This is a genomic window from Brevibacterium sp. 239c (assembly GCF_900169365.1).
In the GTDB taxonomy this organism is placed as follows: Bacteria; Actinomycetota; Actinomycetes; order Actinomycetales; family Brevibacteriaceae; genus Brevibacterium.
Map to the genome: position 1 here is coordinate 284,996 of NZ_FXZH01000003.1, position 16,652 is coordinate 301,647.

The 16,652-nt window shown below is 61.1% G+C and carries 15 protein-coding genes and 1 tRNA gene; 8 read left to right on the top strand and 8 right to left on the bottom strand.

The window, feature by feature from the left end; translation table 11 throughout:
• Positions 1-57: 57 nt before the first annotated feature.
• From BSP239C_RS04675 to BSP239C_RS04685, 3 genes are read left to right on the top strand one after another with little or no spacing between them, the layout of a single operon-like run.
• The gene (locus tag BSP239C_RS04675; RefSeq protein WP_101570453.1) at positions 58-1,047 is read left to right on the top strand and encodes a MoxR family ATPase; all 990 of its coding nucleotides are present in this window, start codon (positions 58-60) and stop codon (positions 1,045-1,047) included.
• A gap of 4 nt (positions 1,048-1,051) precedes the next feature.
• Entirely contained in the window at positions 1,052-2,203 is a 1,152-nt protein-coding gene (locus BSP239C_RS04680; RefSeq protein ID WP_101570454.1) for a DUF58 domain-containing protein, read from the top strand.
• Positions 2,167-4,539 carry a DUF3488 and transglutaminase-like domain-containing protein gene (locus tag BSP239C_RS04685; protein ID WP_101570455.1) on the top strand — a complete coding sequence of 791 codons (2,373 nt, stop codon included), beginning with the start codon at positions 2,167-2,169 and terminating at the stop codon, positions 4,537-4,539. Before BSP239C_RS04680 ends, BSP239C_RS04685 begins: the two co-directional genes overlap by 37 nt.
• A gap of 482 nt (positions 4,540-5,021) precedes the next feature.
• Here the strand turns inward: BSP239C_RS04685 and BSP239C_RS04690 are convergent, their stop codons facing one another.
• Positions 5,022-5,432 carry a DUF3040 domain-containing protein gene (locus BSP239C_RS04690; RefSeq protein ID WP_101570456.1) on the bottom strand — a complete coding sequence of 137 codons (411 nt, stop codon included), beginning with the start codon at positions 5,430-5,432 and terminating at the stop codon, positions 5,022-5,024.
• Positions 5,433-5,561: 129 nt separating this feature from the next.
• A complete protein-coding gene (dinB, locus tag BSP239C_RS04695; protein WP_101570457.1) occupies positions 5,562-6,821 on the bottom strand; it encodes a DNA polymerase IV in 1,260 nt (419 codons plus the stop codon).
• Between the two features lie 66 nt (positions 6,822-6,887).
• Here dinB and BSP239C_RS04700 point away from each other — a divergent pair, with 66 nt between their 5' ends.
• Positions 6,888-7,430 carry a hypothetical protein gene (locus BSP239C_RS04700; RefSeq protein ID WP_226841491.1) on the top strand — a complete coding sequence of 181 codons (543 nt, stop codon included), beginning with the start codon at positions 6,888-6,890 and terminating at the stop codon, positions 7,428-7,430.
• A complete protein-coding gene (locus BSP239C_RS04705) occupies positions 7,430-8,632 on the top strand; it encodes a polyprenyl synthetase family protein (RefSeq protein ID WP_257930076.1) in 1,203 nt (400 codons plus the stop codon). The genes BSP239C_RS04700 and BSP239C_RS04705 overlap by 1 nt, the downstream gene beginning before the upstream one ends.
• 49 nt (positions 8,633-8,681) lie before the next feature.
• Here the strand turns inward: BSP239C_RS04705 and BSP239C_RS04710 are convergent, their stop codons facing one another.
• Complete coding sequence (locus tag BSP239C_RS04710; RefSeq protein WP_101570460.1) at positions 8,682-9,032, bottom strand: Rv2175c family DNA-binding protein; 351 nt, start codon at positions 9,030-9,032, stop codon at positions 8,682-8,684.
• A 136-nt stretch (positions 9,033-9,168) separates the two neighbouring features.
• On the opposite strand from BSP239C_RS04710, the gene BSP239C_RS04715 reads away from it, so the two are divergent.
• On the top strand, positions 9,169-10,257 hold the full coding sequence (locus BSP239C_RS04715; RefSeq protein ID WP_101570461.1) for a LysM peptidoglycan-binding domain-containing protein: 1,089 nt from the start codon (positions 9,169-9,171) through the stop codon (positions 10,255-10,257).
• On the top strand, positions 10,254-12,338 hold the full coding sequence (locus BSP239C_RS04720; RefSeq protein ID WP_101570462.1) for a protein kinase domain-containing protein: 2,085 nt from the start codon (positions 10,254-10,256) through the stop codon (positions 12,336-12,338). The genes BSP239C_RS04715 and BSP239C_RS04720 overlap by 4 nt, the downstream gene beginning before the upstream one ends.
• Positions 12,339-12,509: 171 nt before the next feature.
• Here the strand turns inward: BSP239C_RS04720 and BSP239C_RS04725 are convergent, their stop codons facing one another.
• Genes BSP239C_RS04725 through gcvH form a run of 4 tightly spaced genes read right to left on the bottom strand, consistent with a single transcriptional unit; the run spans position 12,510 to position 15,690 of the window.
• Entirely contained in the window at positions 12,510-13,904 is a 1,395-nt protein-coding gene (locus BSP239C_RS04725) for a class II 3-deoxy-7-phosphoheptulonate synthase (RefSeq protein ID WP_101570463.1), read from the bottom strand.
• A gap of 10 nt (positions 13,905-13,914) precedes the next feature.
• Positions 13,915-14,400: a bifunctional nuclease family protein gene (locus BSP239C_RS04730; protein ID WP_101570464.1), complete on the bottom strand. Its 486-nt coding sequence runs from the start codon at positions 14,398-14,400 to the stop codon at positions 13,915-13,917.
• 10 nt (positions 14,401-14,410) lie between these two features.
• Positions 14,411-15,286: an FHA domain-containing protein gene (locus BSP239C_RS21330; protein WP_180958922.1), complete on the bottom strand. Its 876-nt coding sequence runs from the start codon at positions 15,284-15,286 to the stop codon at positions 14,411-14,413.
• The gene (gcvH, locus tag BSP239C_RS04740) at positions 15,286-15,690 is read right to left on the bottom strand and encodes a glycine cleavage system protein GcvH (protein ID WP_101570465.1); all 405 of its coding nucleotides are present in this window, start codon (positions 15,688-15,690) and stop codon (positions 15,286-15,288) included. The genes BSP239C_RS21330 and gcvH overlap by 1 nt, the downstream gene beginning before the upstream one ends.
• A 232-nt stretch (positions 15,691-15,922) precedes the next feature.
• On the opposite strand from gcvH, the gene BSP239C_RS04745 reads away from it, so the two are divergent.
• Positions 15,923-15,999, top strand: a tRNA-Pro gene (locus BSP239C_RS04745).
• Positions 16,000-16,136: 137 nt separating this feature from the next.
• On the opposite strand, the gene BSP239C_RS04750 is transcribed toward BSP239C_RS04745, so the two are convergent.
• Positions 16,137-16,652: integrase core domain-containing protein (locus tag BSP239C_RS04750; protein WP_145997406.1), on the bottom strand; the 516-nt coding region annotated here is incomplete at its 5' end.

The window sequence follows — 16,652 nt, forward strand, 5'->3', positions numbered from 1 at the left end:
AAAAGGTCGGGCGATGCCTATGTGGATGCAGGAGACGGGATAGGGGACAATGGGAGCATGTCGATCAGCCAAGAAGGTACTCAGACCAATTCCGTGATCGGTGCCGAGCACATCGAATGGGTTCAGCAACTGACCACACGGGCACGCACAGCGATGAATGCCGTCCTCGAGGGCAAGGACGAGGCAGTCGGGCTGTCACTCGTAGCGCTCCTCGCCGGGGGCCATGTTCTCCTTGAGGACGTGCCCGGAGTCGGAAAGACTCTGTTGGCACGAGCCATGGGAAAGGTCGTCGATGGTTCGGTGAGGCGCATCCAGTTCACTCCCGACCTGCTGCCGACCGACGTCGTCGGTGTGAACCTGTTCAATCAGGAGACCAGGCACTTCGAGTTCCGGCAGGGGCCGGTGTTCGCCAACATCGTCATCGCCGATGAGATCAACCGCGCCTCCCCCAAGACTCAGTCCGCGATGCTTGAGTGCATGGCTGAGGGTCAGGCCACCATTGACGGTGAGACTTACCAGATGCCCTCGCCATTCATCGTCGTCGCCACTCAGAACCCGATCGACATGGAAGGCACGTACGCGCTTCCGGAGGCGCAGCGAGATCGCTTCATGACTCGCATCTCCCTGGGCTACCCCGCCACTGCTGACGAGATCGACCTGCTCGACAACCAGATCGAACACGATCCGCTCTCCAGCGCGACTCCGGTGACCAGTCTCGAGCAGATCAATCAGGCCCGGGGAATCGTCCGACATGTCAGTGCAACCCGAGAGCTGCGCGAATACATCGTCTCCATCCTCCACGCCAGCCGCAACGACGAGGCCATCCTCCTCGGCTGCTCCCCGCGAGGTGGCGTTCACCTCCTCCGGGCAGCTAAGGCTCGCGCCGCGCTGTCGGGACGAACCTTCGTGACCCCGGACGACATTCAGGCTCTTGCTCCCTACATCCTGGCTCACCGGATCATCCCGCGCGATGGTGACGATTCCGAGCTGGCGGCAGAACTGATCGGCCGGCTCCTGGCCCGAGTGCCCATTTCGACGGTTCAGTGACCACATGCGTCTGAGCACCTCAGGAATCATCTTCGTCCTCGCCGGAGTCGCACTGATCATCACCGCCTATCGGTTTGCGCTCCCCGGGCTGTTGCCTGCTGGGATTCTGCTTCTGGCACTGGTCATCCTCTCGGCGCTGCTGATCACCTGGGGCACGCGCCGTGTCTCGATCACCCTGCGTACGGGACTGCCCACGGTGGCACTGCCTCAGTCCAGAGACCGCTACCCGCTTGCCCATGAGGGCAAAGAGGTTGAGGTAGAAGCCCTGGTGACGAACACCGGGCGCCTAGCCATTCCGTCCTCGACCATCAGCTTCGTGGCCGGCGAAGGGTTCGGTGACTCCACTGTCGGAGAAGTTCCTCCTCTGGCTCACGGCGCCTCTCAGACCGTCCTGACGTCGTTCACTCCCAACCGTCGTGGTCTCAGCGGCGTTGAAACCGTGCTGATCACCGTCTCTGGTCCTTTCGGCCTGGTGACGCGGAAGAAGAAGGTCATCGCCGGGTACCCTGTAGCGGTCTCGGTTCCGATCCTTCCCGCGCGGATACCCACCGACTCGGCGATCAGACCGGCCCGGTTGGACGACGGCAAGGTACGTGCCGGCCACACAGCTCGGGACTTCCATACACGTGAATACGTCCCCGGAGACGATCTCCGACATGTCCATTGGCCAAGCACCGCGAAGTCCGGTGAACTCATGGTCCGACACGAAGCTGACGAAGAGACGCTCTACGCACTCATCGTCGTCGACCTCAAGGGCGAAGAGGAGGGCCATCCTGACGCGTTGGAGATCGAGTTCCTCCTGGCCGCTGCCGCTGCCGCTGGAACAGCTTTCCTGCGGGCAGACTATGAGGTCTTCGTCGTCGCCCCCGGCCATCAGATCAGGTTCAAAGGAAAGCGCGATATCGACAGACTGCGTTTGCTCACCGCCCTCGTCGAGGCCGGCAAAATGCAACTGCCCTCTCATGACAACCCCAACCACATCGTCATCTGCGCCGTCGACGCCGCTCGCGGAAAAGAGCTGGCAGCCCAGTTCTCTCGACGCGTTCCGGTGACCGTCCGCAGCCTCGACGACATCGCTGACTTGACGATGGTGGGACTGAGCGAGGATCTGCCCGAATCATGGACCGCATTCGATTCGAAGCGGGTGAAGCGATGAACCCCGATACACAGGACCGCCCGGAGAGGAGCTCCCCGGCATGGCTCGAGGCCGGTGCCGTGTTCGTGGCCATGGTCTTGGCCGCAATCGGACTCTCCGCCGTCTTCTCCGACTTCGCGTGGCTGCCCTCCGTCCTCATTTCGATCCTCCTGATCGTCGTCGTCGGCGCAATCTTCCGCAGCGTCCCGGTCCTTCGGGCCACCGGAGCTGCTGTCATCGCTCAGTGCGTCGTGGGCGTGATCGCAGTTCTCTTGCTGTGTGCGCCGAGCACGCTGCTGCTCGGCGTCGTGCCCACCGGCGCTTCGTTCACCACCGTGATCGACCTCCTGTCCTCGGGAGTCAGCGATCTCTACGCAACGACTCCCCCAGCTCCCAGCACACCTGGCTTCACCACGATGCTGACGATCGCGTTCACGTTGATCACCATCCTCATCGACGGGCTCGTCTCCGACCTCAGAGCCCCCAAAGTCAGCGGTGTTCTGCTCTTGGTGCTGTGGATGATCCCGGTCTTCTTCGCTCCCGTCCAGGTGCAGTGGTGGCACGTCGTCGCCATCCTGGCAGCCTTCCTCATCCTCATCCTCAGCCCATATTTCCCGTCAGCGAAGTGGCGCGGCGGCGTGACCGCGACCGTGGCCGGTGCCGTGGCGGTCGCAATCGGCATCGGAGCTCCGGTGCTGCTGCCTGAGGTTCCGACGCTGCCGGACCGTGCGGCAAACGATAAGGGCGACCTGACTGTCACGAACCCGTTCCTCGACCTGCGTGCCGATCTCGGTGACCGTGACGATTCGCCCCTCTTCGACTACACCACCACAGAGTCCGAAGGGCAGCCGATCAGGCTGACCTCGATCAACTCCTTCGACGGCCAATCATGGGCTCCGACACCGTTCCCCCTCGACCCATTCGCGATCGCGGACGAGGGATTGCCCTGGCCTCAGGGACTCCCGCGGGAGAAGAACTACAGCGAAGAGCGCATCGACGTCACCGTCACTGACAAATTCGATCAGCAATACCTTCCGACCCCGTACGCACCGCAGCAGCCGACCGGTTTGGATCGGCGCTGGATCTATGACGAGAAGTCTCTGACCGTCGTCGGCAATGGTGAGAAGTCCGGTGGGCAGGACTATTCGATGGATTATCTCTCCATCAATCCTGACGTGAAGGATCTGCGGAGCGCAGCACCGGTGAACTCCGGTGATTTCGAGACGGAACTCGAAGTCCCGGACAGCTTGCCTGGCAGCGTGAAGGAGACTGCGGAGAAGGTCACAGCGGACGCGAACAACCAGTGGGAAGCAGCCGTACTGCTCCAGGCATATTTCCGCGGCGGTGACTTCGAGTATTCGCTGGATGCTCCCGAAAAAGCCAGCGGAGATGCGATCTCTGACTTCCTCGTCGATAAGAAGGGCTACTGTGTTCAGTTCTCATCGGCGATGACGATCATGGCTCGGACGATGGGGATTCCGGCCCGTATCGGAGTCGGCTTCGGCGAGGGCACTGAGAAGGACAAGGGCTACGAGGTCACCATGCAGGATTCGCATGCCTGGCCGGAACTGTATTTCGAGGGAGCCGGCTGGGTCCGCTTCGAGCCCACTCCAGGCGGTCCCGCTGGCGACCCACCGAAATGGACGGTGGCCAGCGGCAGCACCGGAGAGGACTCCGAGAAGGATTCCGAAGAGACTTCATCACCGTCGGAAGAGCCCACTGACGGATCGGAGGAGTCCGAGCCTGCTGAGTCTGAGAGTTCCGATACTGAGACGAGTGCGGCAGCAGAACCAGCCGACGCGAACCTCGGAACGTACCTGTGGGCAGGCCTGATCCTACTGGTGATCCTGCTGCTTGCAGCGATTCCCGCTCTGTGGAGGCTCATCCTGCGTCACCGACGCACCAGGGACCCTGAACAGCTTGAAAAGGTCTGGACAGAGGTGCGGGCACTGTCGACCGATTACGGTCAGAGCCTCGACCCCAGTCGGACACTGCGATTCAACGAACTCGTATTGGCCAGCAGAGCCAGTCGCGGGCCCGATGAATCTGGCGATGCTTCCGGGGAACTTGGCTCGTCAGCGGCTGCCGCTCGAGGCGATTCCACCGATGGTTTCACCGCCCTGCGCAGTCCCGCTCCGCCTTCGGGAACAGGCAGTGTTGACCGTGACACTGCTCTGTCGGCTTTCGTCGGTGCCCTTGAAGCGCAACGCTACGGTTCGAGTAAGAGGAGCATCTCGCCAGCTGAGGTCAGTGCCCTCGTCGACGAGGTCAGGACAGATCTCGCGGACAACGCTTCTCCCGGGAGCCGGATTACCGCCAGAATCTGGCCGGCCAGTATCTTCAACCCGCCACGCTGATAGCGCCGTCTCTGTCGCTGCCACGGATGCCATTCGGGTCCGGGGCAGCGTTCATTCAAGGCCAGCCCAGTTAGGGGGCATCTGGACCGTCCTCTGCAGGTGCGTGCAACAGATCATCGGGAGACCGACCCCAAGGGATGCAGACATTTGTGCTCCAGCACCTATTCTCTAGCGACTGCTTACGCCGAGAGAGGTGCGTGGCCGGCCTACGTAGGCAGGCACGGTCCTGTTGAGGCCGAGGCGTGCTTGCGACCCGTTGACGCTGTGGGGTGCATGCGTGAGCGTCTGCGCATGTCGAGCGTATGTCGATGCGATATTGCGTAAGTGGACACGAAAAAGCGCCCTCTGTGAAGAGGACGCTTATTTCGTGTGCGACTGAGTGCCCAGCGGTAGATCGGAGGGCATCTGCATGCGAAGGTGAGCGAGCTTCAGGTCTCCTGGTTAAGGACAGACCTGAGCGGCTCACCTGAGCGCCGCGCGGATCATTCTCCGCGCTGGCGCTTCTCCCACCGGTCTTCGATCCGGTCCATGAAACCGGACGGACCCTTCGCTTCAGTCTTAGGACCGTTCGAAGGCTGAGCGGACTTCGTCTTGTCGCCGATCTGGTGCGGGCGACTGAAAGCCCAGTACATGCCGGCAACCATAAAACCGAATCCGACAACGCCGAGGGCGATCCACCATGTGCTGCTCGCCACCATATAGATGGCGAAGATCGTCACGGCGATGCCGACCAGCGTGAGCAGAATACCCACCACGAATCGCTTCGCGGAGAACCCTGGCCCATTGGCTGCTGCCTGGGTTTCTGAAATATTGCGTGCGAAACGTGGGTCTTCACTGCGCAGCTGCTTCTCCAACTGATCGAGCAGCTGCTGTTCGTGATCGGAGAGTGGCATCTCGAACCCCCGTTTCCTTACTCTGGCCTGATGACTCAATCATAGTCTCTGAACACCGAAAAAACATCTTGAGGCCCTCCCATAGCCCGGATTCTCACTACGTCCTCAGACTATGGGACACCTCACAGCCTAAACGTGGTCAGGGCCCGTATTTTCGTGGTCAGGACGCGCTTTGAGGAGAGACGCCTGAGAGATCGCGGCGGTTCCGAATTTCTTCCGCACATCGTCGAGTGCAACCTCAGCTTCCCTGCCCGAGTGTTCGGCCTCATCCAATCTCGCCTGCCTGCCGCTGACCGCAAAGTCCATCAGGCCGGCAGCGCGGACACCCAGCAGGCGCACACCCTTGGGTTTCTGCTCGCGCAAGCTCCTCATGGCCGGCCGCAGCGCCTCATAGATCTCTCGGGCGAGGTCGGTCGGAGCATCGAGGGTAATCGATCGTGACAGTGTCGTGAAGTCAGCGAGCCGGTACTTCATCCCCAGCGTCGTGGCGACCTTGCCATCGGCTCGAATCCTGTGCGCAACCTTGTCCGCCAAGCGCAGCAGCTCATGCTCAAGCTGACTCAGATCCCAGACGTCTTCGTTGAAGGTGTGCTCAGCACTGATCGACCGGTCTTTGACCTGCCGGTCCATTCCATGTGTGTCCAGCCCGTGGGCGCTGCGCCACAGATGATGACCGTGGGCGCCGAAGACCCGACCGGCCCAGGCTTCGTCGACCGCCGCCAAGTCCCCGATCAGACGAATGCCGTACTTGTAGAACCCATCCTTCGTCTTCTCCCCCACACCCGGAAGCGCTTCGATCGGCATGGGATCGAGGAACGCCCGAGTTGCCGACAGCGGGACGAGCAGCTGCCCGTGCGGCTTGGCGCGGGTGGACGCGAGCTTCGCAACGACGCGGCTGCCGGCGATGCCCACCGATGCGCTCAGTCCCGTCTGTGCTTCGATCCTTGATCGCAGCTCGGAGGTGATCAGCACGGGAGGTCCCAATCTGCGCACCGCTCCGGACACATCGATATAGGCTTCATCGACGCTGACCTGCTGAAAGTCAGGAGTCACCTCAGCCACCAGGTCGAAGACCTTCTGAGAATACGTGGAGTACAGGCCATGAGAAGGAGGGATCACCTCGGCGAAGGGACAGAGGGTCATCGCCCGGCTCATGGGCATAGCCGCATGGACACCGAACTCGCGCGCCTCATAGCTGGCCGAGACCACAACTCCCCGCCCGCTGCGACCACCGACGATGACGGGACGGCCCAGTAACTCCGGGCGGCTCAGAAGCTCCACCGACACGAAGAATGAGTCCATGTCGAGGTGGAGCATCGTGGCACCGGTATCGTCCGTTCCGAGGCGGCTCAGATCGCCACCGGACCGTGCCAGCTGTTTACGACTCATCGAGCACCCATGTGTCTGCGTTGGCTCCTTTCGGCTCCCGTCGCTCAGTCCGGGTAGTCTGTAGTCATGGTATCGCGCGCCACTGTCATGACATTGCCCCTCGCCGCCGCCCTCTTCCTCGGAGGATGCTCGGGACCGGCCAACGAGGCTGCTGAAGGAACACCCACCCCGGAGGAGACGCAGTCGTCGGCCGTAGGTTCACCGAATGAAGGTTCGGAGGCCGCGAACAGCGAACAGCCGAGCAAGGACTCCGGGGATACCTCCACCGACGCCAAAGACCTTCCGAAATTTCTCAAGCCCTACCCGGACTCGACTGTGCTGTCGAGCTCCCGCGCGAAGGCCGAGAACGGAGCCGATTCAGGCAAGCTTGAACAAGTCAGTCTGGTCATGAGCGCCAAGGCCGAGCCGAAGGACATCTTCAAGTTCTACTCCAAGTCATTGGAGAAGGCCGGATTCGAAACCTATGGCAAAGAGGTCAAGACGAAGAGTGCCCAGGTCGTGAACTTCCGGCACAAGGACAATGAGGGTCTGCTCGTCGTCACAATCGCTAAGGATCCTTCTGCGAAGGCGAAGTCAATCGTGACAGTCGGCGGGAACATCGTTCCATGATGAGTGCCGATACTCCGTCCTCGGTTGGCACTCAAGCTGCAGAGACCGCCGGGACGTCGCCCCGTAATGGCTGTGTCGATGCTCTTGATTCACCGGAGTCGATTGCGGCCGATGTCTCGACCGGGATCGAAGCCTTCCTCGAATCGAAAGCGGCCGAGTTCCTCTCGATCTCCCCGGATGCTCAGGACATCGGTCAGGCCCTCCTCGACTTCACTCGGGGTGGGAAGATGATCCGTCCGGTCCTGCTGTGGTGGGGTTTCCAATTGGCGACCGGGAACGATCATTCTCGAGGGAACTGGGCTGACGGTGTCGCCGAAGCCGCAGGGTCCCTCGAACTTCTCCACGCGGCCGCCCTCATCCATGACGACGTCATCGATCATTCCGATACACGCCGCGGCAAACCGGCCCTGCATCGCCAATTCGAGTCCAGTCACTCCGAACGCCGTTACCAGGGCGGAGCCGAGTCTTTCGGGGTCGCGGCCGCCATCGTCATCGGTGACATCTGCCTCGCACTCAGCGAAGAGCTCTTCGAGAAGTCCCAGACGGTTCTGGGCATCACGCCTTCGGCACGGGATCTGCGGGCCACACTCCGGCGGGATGTCATGGTCGGGCAGTATCTCGATGTCCTTGCCGAGGTGGTCCCGTTGGACGACGAGCGCATCGGCGAAAGGGCGTGGGAGGTCCTCAGCTTCAAGTCCGCGAAGTATTCCGTCGAACAGCCGCTCCTCCTCGGCGCGGCACTGGGTGGCGCAGACGAGAAGCAAATGGCCGAAATCTCCAGGTTCGGGCTCCCGCTGGGCCAAGCGTTCCAACTCCGCGACGATGTGCTCGGCATCTTCGGAGACCCGGCTGCCACGGGGAAACCGGCTGGCGATGACATCCGTGAGGGCAAGCGCACAGTCCTCATTGCCGAAAGCATGAAGAATCTCAGTCCGGAGCAGATTCAGATCATGGCCGCGCGCCTCGGCGATCCCAAGCTCACCGACGCCGAGGTTGGGGAATGTGTGTCGATGCTCATCGAGTCGGGGGGCCTCGACGCAGTCGAATCCTTCATCCAAACCAAATATGACGAAGCTCTGTCTGTTGCCCGGGACTGGGCGACGGTCAGTAATGACGCTGACTCAACCCGGACAAAGATCGGCCCCACGGCCCAGAAGCAGCTCGCGGGGTTTGCTGAGGCTCTCAGCTATCGGACGAGCTGAGAACCTCAGTTGAAGGTGTAGAGGGCTGAATGTTCAGAGGACCGAAGGCTCAGAATGCCAGGGCTTGTGCCCGGCGCCTGACCTCTTTGCGGTTGCCGGCTCGCAGCAGATCGATGGGACGACCGGGCAGAGAGTCATCTGGGGTGAAGAGCCAGTCGATGGCTTCTTGATCGTCGAAACCCGCATCCCGCAAGGTGCTGATTGTGCCTTTCAGAGGGGTGAGCACCGAACCGTCGACGAAGAAGGCTGACGGCACCTGCATCACTTTGGGACTGCCGTGCTTATAGCCGCAGATCGCACCGTCTTCCAACAGCCTGCGCACCTGCATGATGCCAAGGCCCGTCGACTCGGCGATATCTGGCAATGTGGCCCAATCCTGGACGAGTTCTTCCGTATTCACATCCCCAAGCCTAGCAATATTTGCGAAACACCCCGCCATGCGGAGCCGAATGCTCGGGTGCAGGCCGGGCACTCGATACTCTGGAGTGTGAAACTTCCCCATCCGATATGAAGTCAACAGGTGACAGATGACACGAATGCGACGGAATCCCCAGGTGCCCGTTACCGCCGCTCCTGACATCCGTGCTGCTTCAAAGGTGAATTCCACTGGACCCATTCCCGGTTTCACCGACCCCATCCCCACGGATCATGACGACACCGACGATACCCCCGCCGAGGCGGCCCCCTCCCCCACTTCGTCTTCGACGACTGCGCCGGGGCCGCAATGGACGTCTGGAACCAACGGCGAGACCGTTCCGGTCACGCACGGCGGTCGCACCTATAAAACCAGGGAAGGCGACACTCTCTACGGTGTTGCCAGCAAACACGGCGTCTCCGTGCCTGCTTTGGCTGAGCTCAATCGTATTTCGCCGCGTCAGAACCTCCATCAGGGACAGGTGCTGTCCCTGCCGGAGAAGAACGACCTGCCCGATACAGACCCTTCACATGTCGTTGCGCCCGGCGAAACACTGCCCGGAATCGCAGCCAGACATCAGATCTCGCCGGGAACGCTGCGTCGTGCAAACTCGATGGACGACGACTCGTTCCTCAAGGTCGGTGAACTGCTGCTGCTCCGGGACTCTACGGCTCGACGGCATCGCACGCCTCCCAAACCTCCGACCGACATTCCACGCGTCGCCACGAGCGCACAGGTCGAGGGCATCCGCCCCAATGTGCTTGCCGCCGCCCGCCTCAATAAGTTCACTCTGCTCCAGAGAACTCACCCGGCACCGGCACAGGCACGGCTCATCGTTGCCTCGATCGCAGAAGAGCTCGGCGCCGATCCGGCACTCATGCAGGCAGTCGCCGCACAGGAATCAGGTTTTCAGCACACCACGGTCTCGGCCGGAAACGCCATCGGCATCATGCAGGTCACCCCTCGCTCGGGCAGGTGGGCGAGCGACATCGTCGGCCGCAGCCTCGACCTCCTAGACCTCGCCGACAACATCGTGGCGGGAACCGTCATACTGGGATGGCTGGTCGAAACCGCCGAATCGGAGAACGAGGCACTTGCCGGCTACTACCAGGACTTGCGTTCCGTGAGATCCGATGGATTGCTGCCCGAGACGAAGGCCTTCGTCCGCGCCGTTCAAATGCAGCGACAGCGAATGCAGGAGGCGCTATGAGTTCCCGCCCGGATCCACTCATCGGCACCGTTCTCAACGACCGCTATCGTATCGATGCGAAGATCGCGCGCGGTGGAATGGCCATGGTCTACCGCGGCACAGATCTGCGTCTGGACCGTGAGATCGCGATCAAAGTCATGCATGACCACCTCATCAGCGACGAGACCTTCGTCGAGCGGTTCCGACGCGAGGCCATCAATGCCGGGCGACTGACCCACCCGAACCTCGTCGCCATCCATGATCAGGCTCGCGACGGCGACACAGTCTATCTCGTGATGGAGTACCTGCCATCTGTGACCCTGCGCCGCGAACTCAAACACCGAGGCACCTTCACTCCCCGGCAGGCGATAGTCGTCCTCGACGCGATCCTCGCAGCACTCGAGGCGGTCCATTCCACCGGAATCATCCATCGAGACCTCAAACCCGACAATGTCCTCCTCGGCACCGACGGTCAGGTCAAACTCGCCGACTTCGGGTTGGCACGCGCTGTCACCACCGCGACCACGACCAAGACTCTGATCGGCACCGTCGGGTATGTGGCGCCCGAACTCGTCACACGGGCAGGTGCGGATATCCGCACCGACCTCTACACGGTCGGCATCATGTTCTACGAGATGCTCACCGGGATGCAGCCCTATACGGATGAGGTCCCCATCCAGGTGGCCTACCGCCACGTCCACGATTCAGTGCCACCCCCATCGGACCAGGTCGAGGGCCTGAGTCCGCGCCTCGATGCGCTGGTGCTGTGGGCAACGTCCAAGGACCCTAATGACCGTCCCGACGATGCCGCAGAATTCCGCCTTGCCCTCGCTGAGGCGCGATCCGAGATGAGCGAAAGCGAACTCGACCTCGGCGATCCCAATGTCGTACCGGGTGAGCACTCCCCCGCACTGACGGCAAGCATCGATCTCGGAGCTGAAGCTCCGAAGGAGAAACGATCACGCACAGACGAGATCCCCTATCTCGAGACCGACGAGGACGGAGCAAGCCAGGGCGCCGAAGCGGACGGCTCTGACGGCGACCAGGACTCTGACTCAGCTGCCGCTGTCGCAGCTGCTGGTGCGGCAGGCGTCGGTGCAACTGGTGCGGCTGCCGTCGGTGCAGCTGGTGCAGCTGGTGCGGCTGGTGCGGCTGGTGCGGCTGGTGCGGCTGCCGCGGCTAAGGCTGACGCTGCTGACGACGAACCCGAACACGGTGAAGACGACTCCGACGAGGAGCACGCGATCGCGGCCGCTGCAGGAACAACCTCGGCGAGTGCAGCGGTGACCCGTCGGCGCAGAAGACGGTTGGCGACGACCATCGGTGCCGCGGTACTCGTCCTTGCTCTTGTGGCCTGGCTGGTCATTGCGAACATGCCCGCGCCCACCTCGATCGTCCCTGCTCAGTTAGCGGGCAAAGACCTGGACAAGGTGACCTCGCAGATTGAGGACACCGGTCTCGATGCGCAGCCGAAGGAAGTCTTCGACGACAGCGTCCCGGCCGGAGTCGTCATAGGCACCGACCCAGTCGGCGGATCTGAACTTCCACCGGAATCAACCGTCACGGTCGTAGTGTCCAAGGGCGAAGAGATGTTCGCGGTTCCCAAACTCAAGGGCCTCAGTACCGACGACGCGAAGGCCGCGCTGAAGAAGGCAGACCTCGAGGTGGGCAAGGTCGATGAGAAGTACAGCGACTCGGTCGACAAAGACGACGTCATCTCCGCCTCGAAGAAATCCGGCGAGGACCTGTCCAAGGGCACCAAAGTTGATCTGGTCGTGTCCAAGGGCGTCAAGCCGACCCCCGTGCCCAATGTCGAGGGCCTGACCTTCGACGCCGCCTATGCCACTCTGGCCAAACGCGGATTCCGTGTCGGCAAGGACGAAGTCTTCTCCGACGACGTGCCCAAGGGCAAGATCGTCTCACAGTGGCCCAAGAGCTCCGAGGCGAAGCCCGTTGACTCCCTCATCATCGTCCGTGTCTCAAAGGGCAAAGAGAAGAAGGAAGAGTCCAAGGACGACAAGAAGGATGAGAAGAAGAAGGACGACGGCAAGGACAGCAAAAAAGACAGCAAGAAGGACACGGACAAGAAGCAGGACAAGTGACCCGGTCACTCAGCTGACTGACTTGGTGCGGGGTTCTTCGTGCGAGTGAATGAAATCGGTGGCCATGCGATGTGATCGCACGGCCACCGATTTCGTTGCTGTCTGCGCAGATGGGTCGACGTCTGCCGACTCGCTGTCACCGACCCACTCTGTCGCGAACTCGCTGTCCCGTCAGTTGCGACGGGTGAGGTACTCCGCGACCTGGAAGGCCATCTCCAGCGACTGGTCGTGGTTGAGTCGAGGATCGACGAGCGTCTCGTAGCGACGGCGCAGACCCTCATCGTCGATCTCGGTCGCTCCGCCCATGATCTCGGTGACGTCGTCACCAGTGAGCTCGATGTGCAGTCCGCCAGGAATAGTTCCGGCGTTCTGATGCGCGGTGAAGAAGCCCTCCACCTCGGCCATGACATCTTCGAACCGGCGGGTCTTGTATCCGGTGTTCGAGGTAATGGTGTTGCCGTGCATCGGATCGCAGACCCAGGTCACGTGCGGCAGACGGTCGCCGACTCCTGCGAGCAGCTTCGGCAGCGCCTCGGTGATCTTGCCTGCTCCCATGCGAGTTACGAAGGTCAGACGACCAGGCTCAGCATCCGGGTCGAGCTTCTCTGCCAGCGCCAGAGCCTCATCGGCAGTGGCTGTCGGACCGAGCTTGACGCCGATCGGGTTACGCACCTTCGACAAGAAGTCCACGTGGGCTCCGTCGATGTCGCGGGTACGTTCGCCGATCCATAGGAAGTGTCCGGACACATCGTAGGCTTGGCCGGTGCGGGAGTCGATCCGGGTCAGTGCACGTTCGTATTCGAGCAGAAGAGCCTCGTGAGCGGCATAGAACTCTGTGGTCTTCAATCCATCGAAGTCAGCTCCACAAGCGTCCATGAAGCGGATGGCACGATCAATCTCGCGCGCAGTCTGCTCGTAGCGCTGGTAACCGGGGTTGGACGTCAGGAACCCGCGATTCCACTCATGGACGAGGCGCAGGTCCGCGAAACCACCCTGGGTGAAGGCACGGATGAGATTGAGCGTGGAAGCTGAGACGTGGTAACCCTGCAGAAGTCGTGCAGGATCGTGACGGCGTGACTCTTCGGTGAATTCATAGCCGTTGACGATATCGCCTCGGTACGAAGGCAGTGTGACACCATCCCGCGTCTCCATGTCAGCGGAACGGGGCTTGGCGAACTGGCCTGCCATGCGACCGATCTTGACGACCGGCATCGAACCGCCGTAGGTGAGCACGGCTGCCATCTGCAGCACGGTCTGAACTCTGGCTCGGATCTTGTCGGCTTGAGCGCCGGCAAATGACTCGGCGCAGTCGCCCCCTGCGAGGACGAAGGCCTCACCACGGGAAGCCGCCGCAATACGCTGCTTGAGCACGTCTGCCTCACCCGCGAAGATCAGTGGCGGAGAGTTGCTCAGATTGGTCAGTGCATCGCCGAGCGCCTGTCCATCGAGATAGGTCGGCTGCTGCTGCGGATCCATCTCACGCCAGTCGTCAAGACCGCTGAGATCGTTTGTGCCCGCTGGGGCGCTGTTCCTGTTGGCGAATACCGGATCGATATGGAAGCTCACAATCGTTCTTTCATGATGTTTCGGTACCGGTTTCGAAGTCCTCGGCCGAGACGTTGTCGAGGAAGTCCCGGAACTGGGCCACTTCCTCTTCGTCTGCCTCGGGAGCTTCGATTCCGGACTCTTCGAGAAGTTCAGAGTCGACGTAGACGGGACACTGGGCCGTGAGGGCCAGGGTCACCGCGTCGGAGGGTCGCGCCGAGATCGACTTTCCGTCGTTCGTATGAAGTTCAGCCAGAAAGATCTGACCGTCACGGCCGGTGATCGTGACATCGGCCAATGACGCTTCATATGCTTCGAGGGTGTCGAGCAGAAGCGCGTGTGCCATCGGTCGCGGCGGGGTCAGGCCCCGTTGCGCAATCGAGAGTGCATTCGCTTCGATCGCCCCCACCCAGATGGGCAGATAACGGGCTGGCTCGGTTGCCTTGAGCAAAAGGATCGGTTGGTTGGCTGGCATCTCGATGCGAACACCAACAACCTCAACTTCGATATTTGACATTATCCCCCGGTCAGGAGCGCGGACGCTGCTGGAAAATCATCCGGAACTTGCCGATCTGCACATCGGCTCCGTTCTGCAGTTCAATGGAATCGATCAGCTGACGGCCCACATAGGTCCCATTGAGCGAACCCGTGTCACGAAGCGTGAAACCACTCGGAGTCCGGATGAATTCAGCGTGCTTGCGCGACACTGTGACATCGTCAAGGAAGATGTCAGCGTTCGGGCTGCGACCCACGGTCACCACATCGGTGTCGAGCAGAATCTGCGAACCCGAGTCTGGGCCCGAGACGACGACGAGCAGTGCATCCGTGTCCTGGAGACCTTCAAGATCGGGTACGGGATGGATCTCTCCGGTATGCGGATCCAGAATTCCTTGGAACTGCTGGCTGCCGGAATCACCGGAGGCTGGCTCTTCATTGCGGTACTGCTGTCCCTGACCATTCCCGTTGTACGGGTTCTGACCCTGGCTGCCGTACTGCGGCTGATTGTTCGCACCGTAGGGATCCTGCGGCGCATATCCGCCACCCTGGGGTTGATTGCCCTGCGGAGGATACTGACCCTGCTGACCGCTGTTCTGCTGCGGGGCATTGCCGTACTGGGGTGCCTGGGGGCCGTTGTTCACGGGCTGCTGACCGTAGGGCGGAGTCTCCTGCGGAACTGGACCGCCCTGTGACTGCGGCGGCGCATAGTACTGCTGACCGTTACCCTGACTGCCGCCACCGGTCTGACCGTTGGGGTCAACCTGCTGGTTATGGCGTGTCTCGGGCCCTGTGCCTTCGTCACCGTTGCCGGCACCGAAGGGAAACTTCTTCGACTGCGGCACCTGACCGTTGTCATACCAGGACTGCGAGGGGTTGGGACGACCTTGATCGTTATTTTGCGACATTACGCCTCCTCGCTCTGAATGAGCTCTTGGTACTGCTCGCTGTCCAGCAGGGCCTCGACCTGCTCCGGATCACTGAGTTCGACGAGATACATCCATCCGTCTTGGAACGGCGAGGTATTCACGGTCTCAGGAGCGTCATCGAGTCCTTCGTTGACTTCCGTGATCGAACCGGACACGGGCGCGATGAGATCGGACACACTCTTCGTGCTCTCGACCTCGCCGCAGGACTCTCCAGCAGTGGTCTTATCTCCGACTTCAGGAAGATCGACATACACGACGTCACCCAGCTGTTCCTGGGCAAAATCGGTGATACCCACACGGACAACTGCACTGTTTTCCGTGGTCTCGACCCATTCGTGGTCGCGCGAGTATCGCAAGGACACTGGATAATCCAGGTTTGCCATGTCGACTCCTCTTAGCTTGTTGGTCCTCCAAGCATAGCCGCCTGAGGTGGTTTCATAACAATCACGAAACAGAAATGTTACCGATCCTCGGGACCAGCACAGGCTCGCGCCTGTCTCTCACGTGACTACCTGGGATGATACCCGTTTTTTCAAGGTCACGAAACGCAATTTTGGCACTTCGCCGATGATCGTTATAGGCTGGGTCTCGTTGCTTTCCGAAGCAGCACGGAAACGGGCTATAGCGCAGCTTGGTAGCGCGCTTCACTGGGGGTGAAGAGGTCGTGGGTTCAAATCCCGCTAGCCCGACCATTGTGATGTGTCGCGACATCGTTCACTCGATGTCGCGGCACATTTCTCATTTCTGACCCGGTCCTGTCTCACGTCATCGTGCGCACTTTCAGGGGTATGTCTCACGACATCGTTCACATCATGTCTCACGTCATCGTTCATCTCTTCTTCTGATAGTCCTTGCTCGCATCGAGTGTGTGTTCAGCGATGATTTCGCCTGCAACCCGGTCGATGACCATCGTCTCAAGCCCCTGCATGAGCAGTAGTACTCGTTTCCTTGCCCAGGCTCTCCCGATGCCCAGATGTCGCAGTTTCCCCGCATAGCGGATGCTGATCGTGCCCGTGGCATCGACTTGGTCGTATCTGGCTCTCCAAATCGTGTCAGCCATAGCGATGACCGGTAGGGCTTTGGTGATGGCCGTGTAGGCGGTCTCGGGGGTGCGTCTGCCAATGGCTCTGTGGGGCCGTTGTGTGTTGTAGATGTGGGCGAATCGGACCAGCTGGGTATTGAGCGCCTCAACGGTGTCGACAAGCCCGTCTGCGATCAGCCAGCGTTTGAGTGTCTGGTGGTAGCGCTCGACCTTGCCCTGGGTCGTGGGGTGATGAGCTGCCCCGTTCTTCTGCACGATGCCCATATCGGACAGGAGTTGTTCGAACCCATTGGGCTGTTTGGG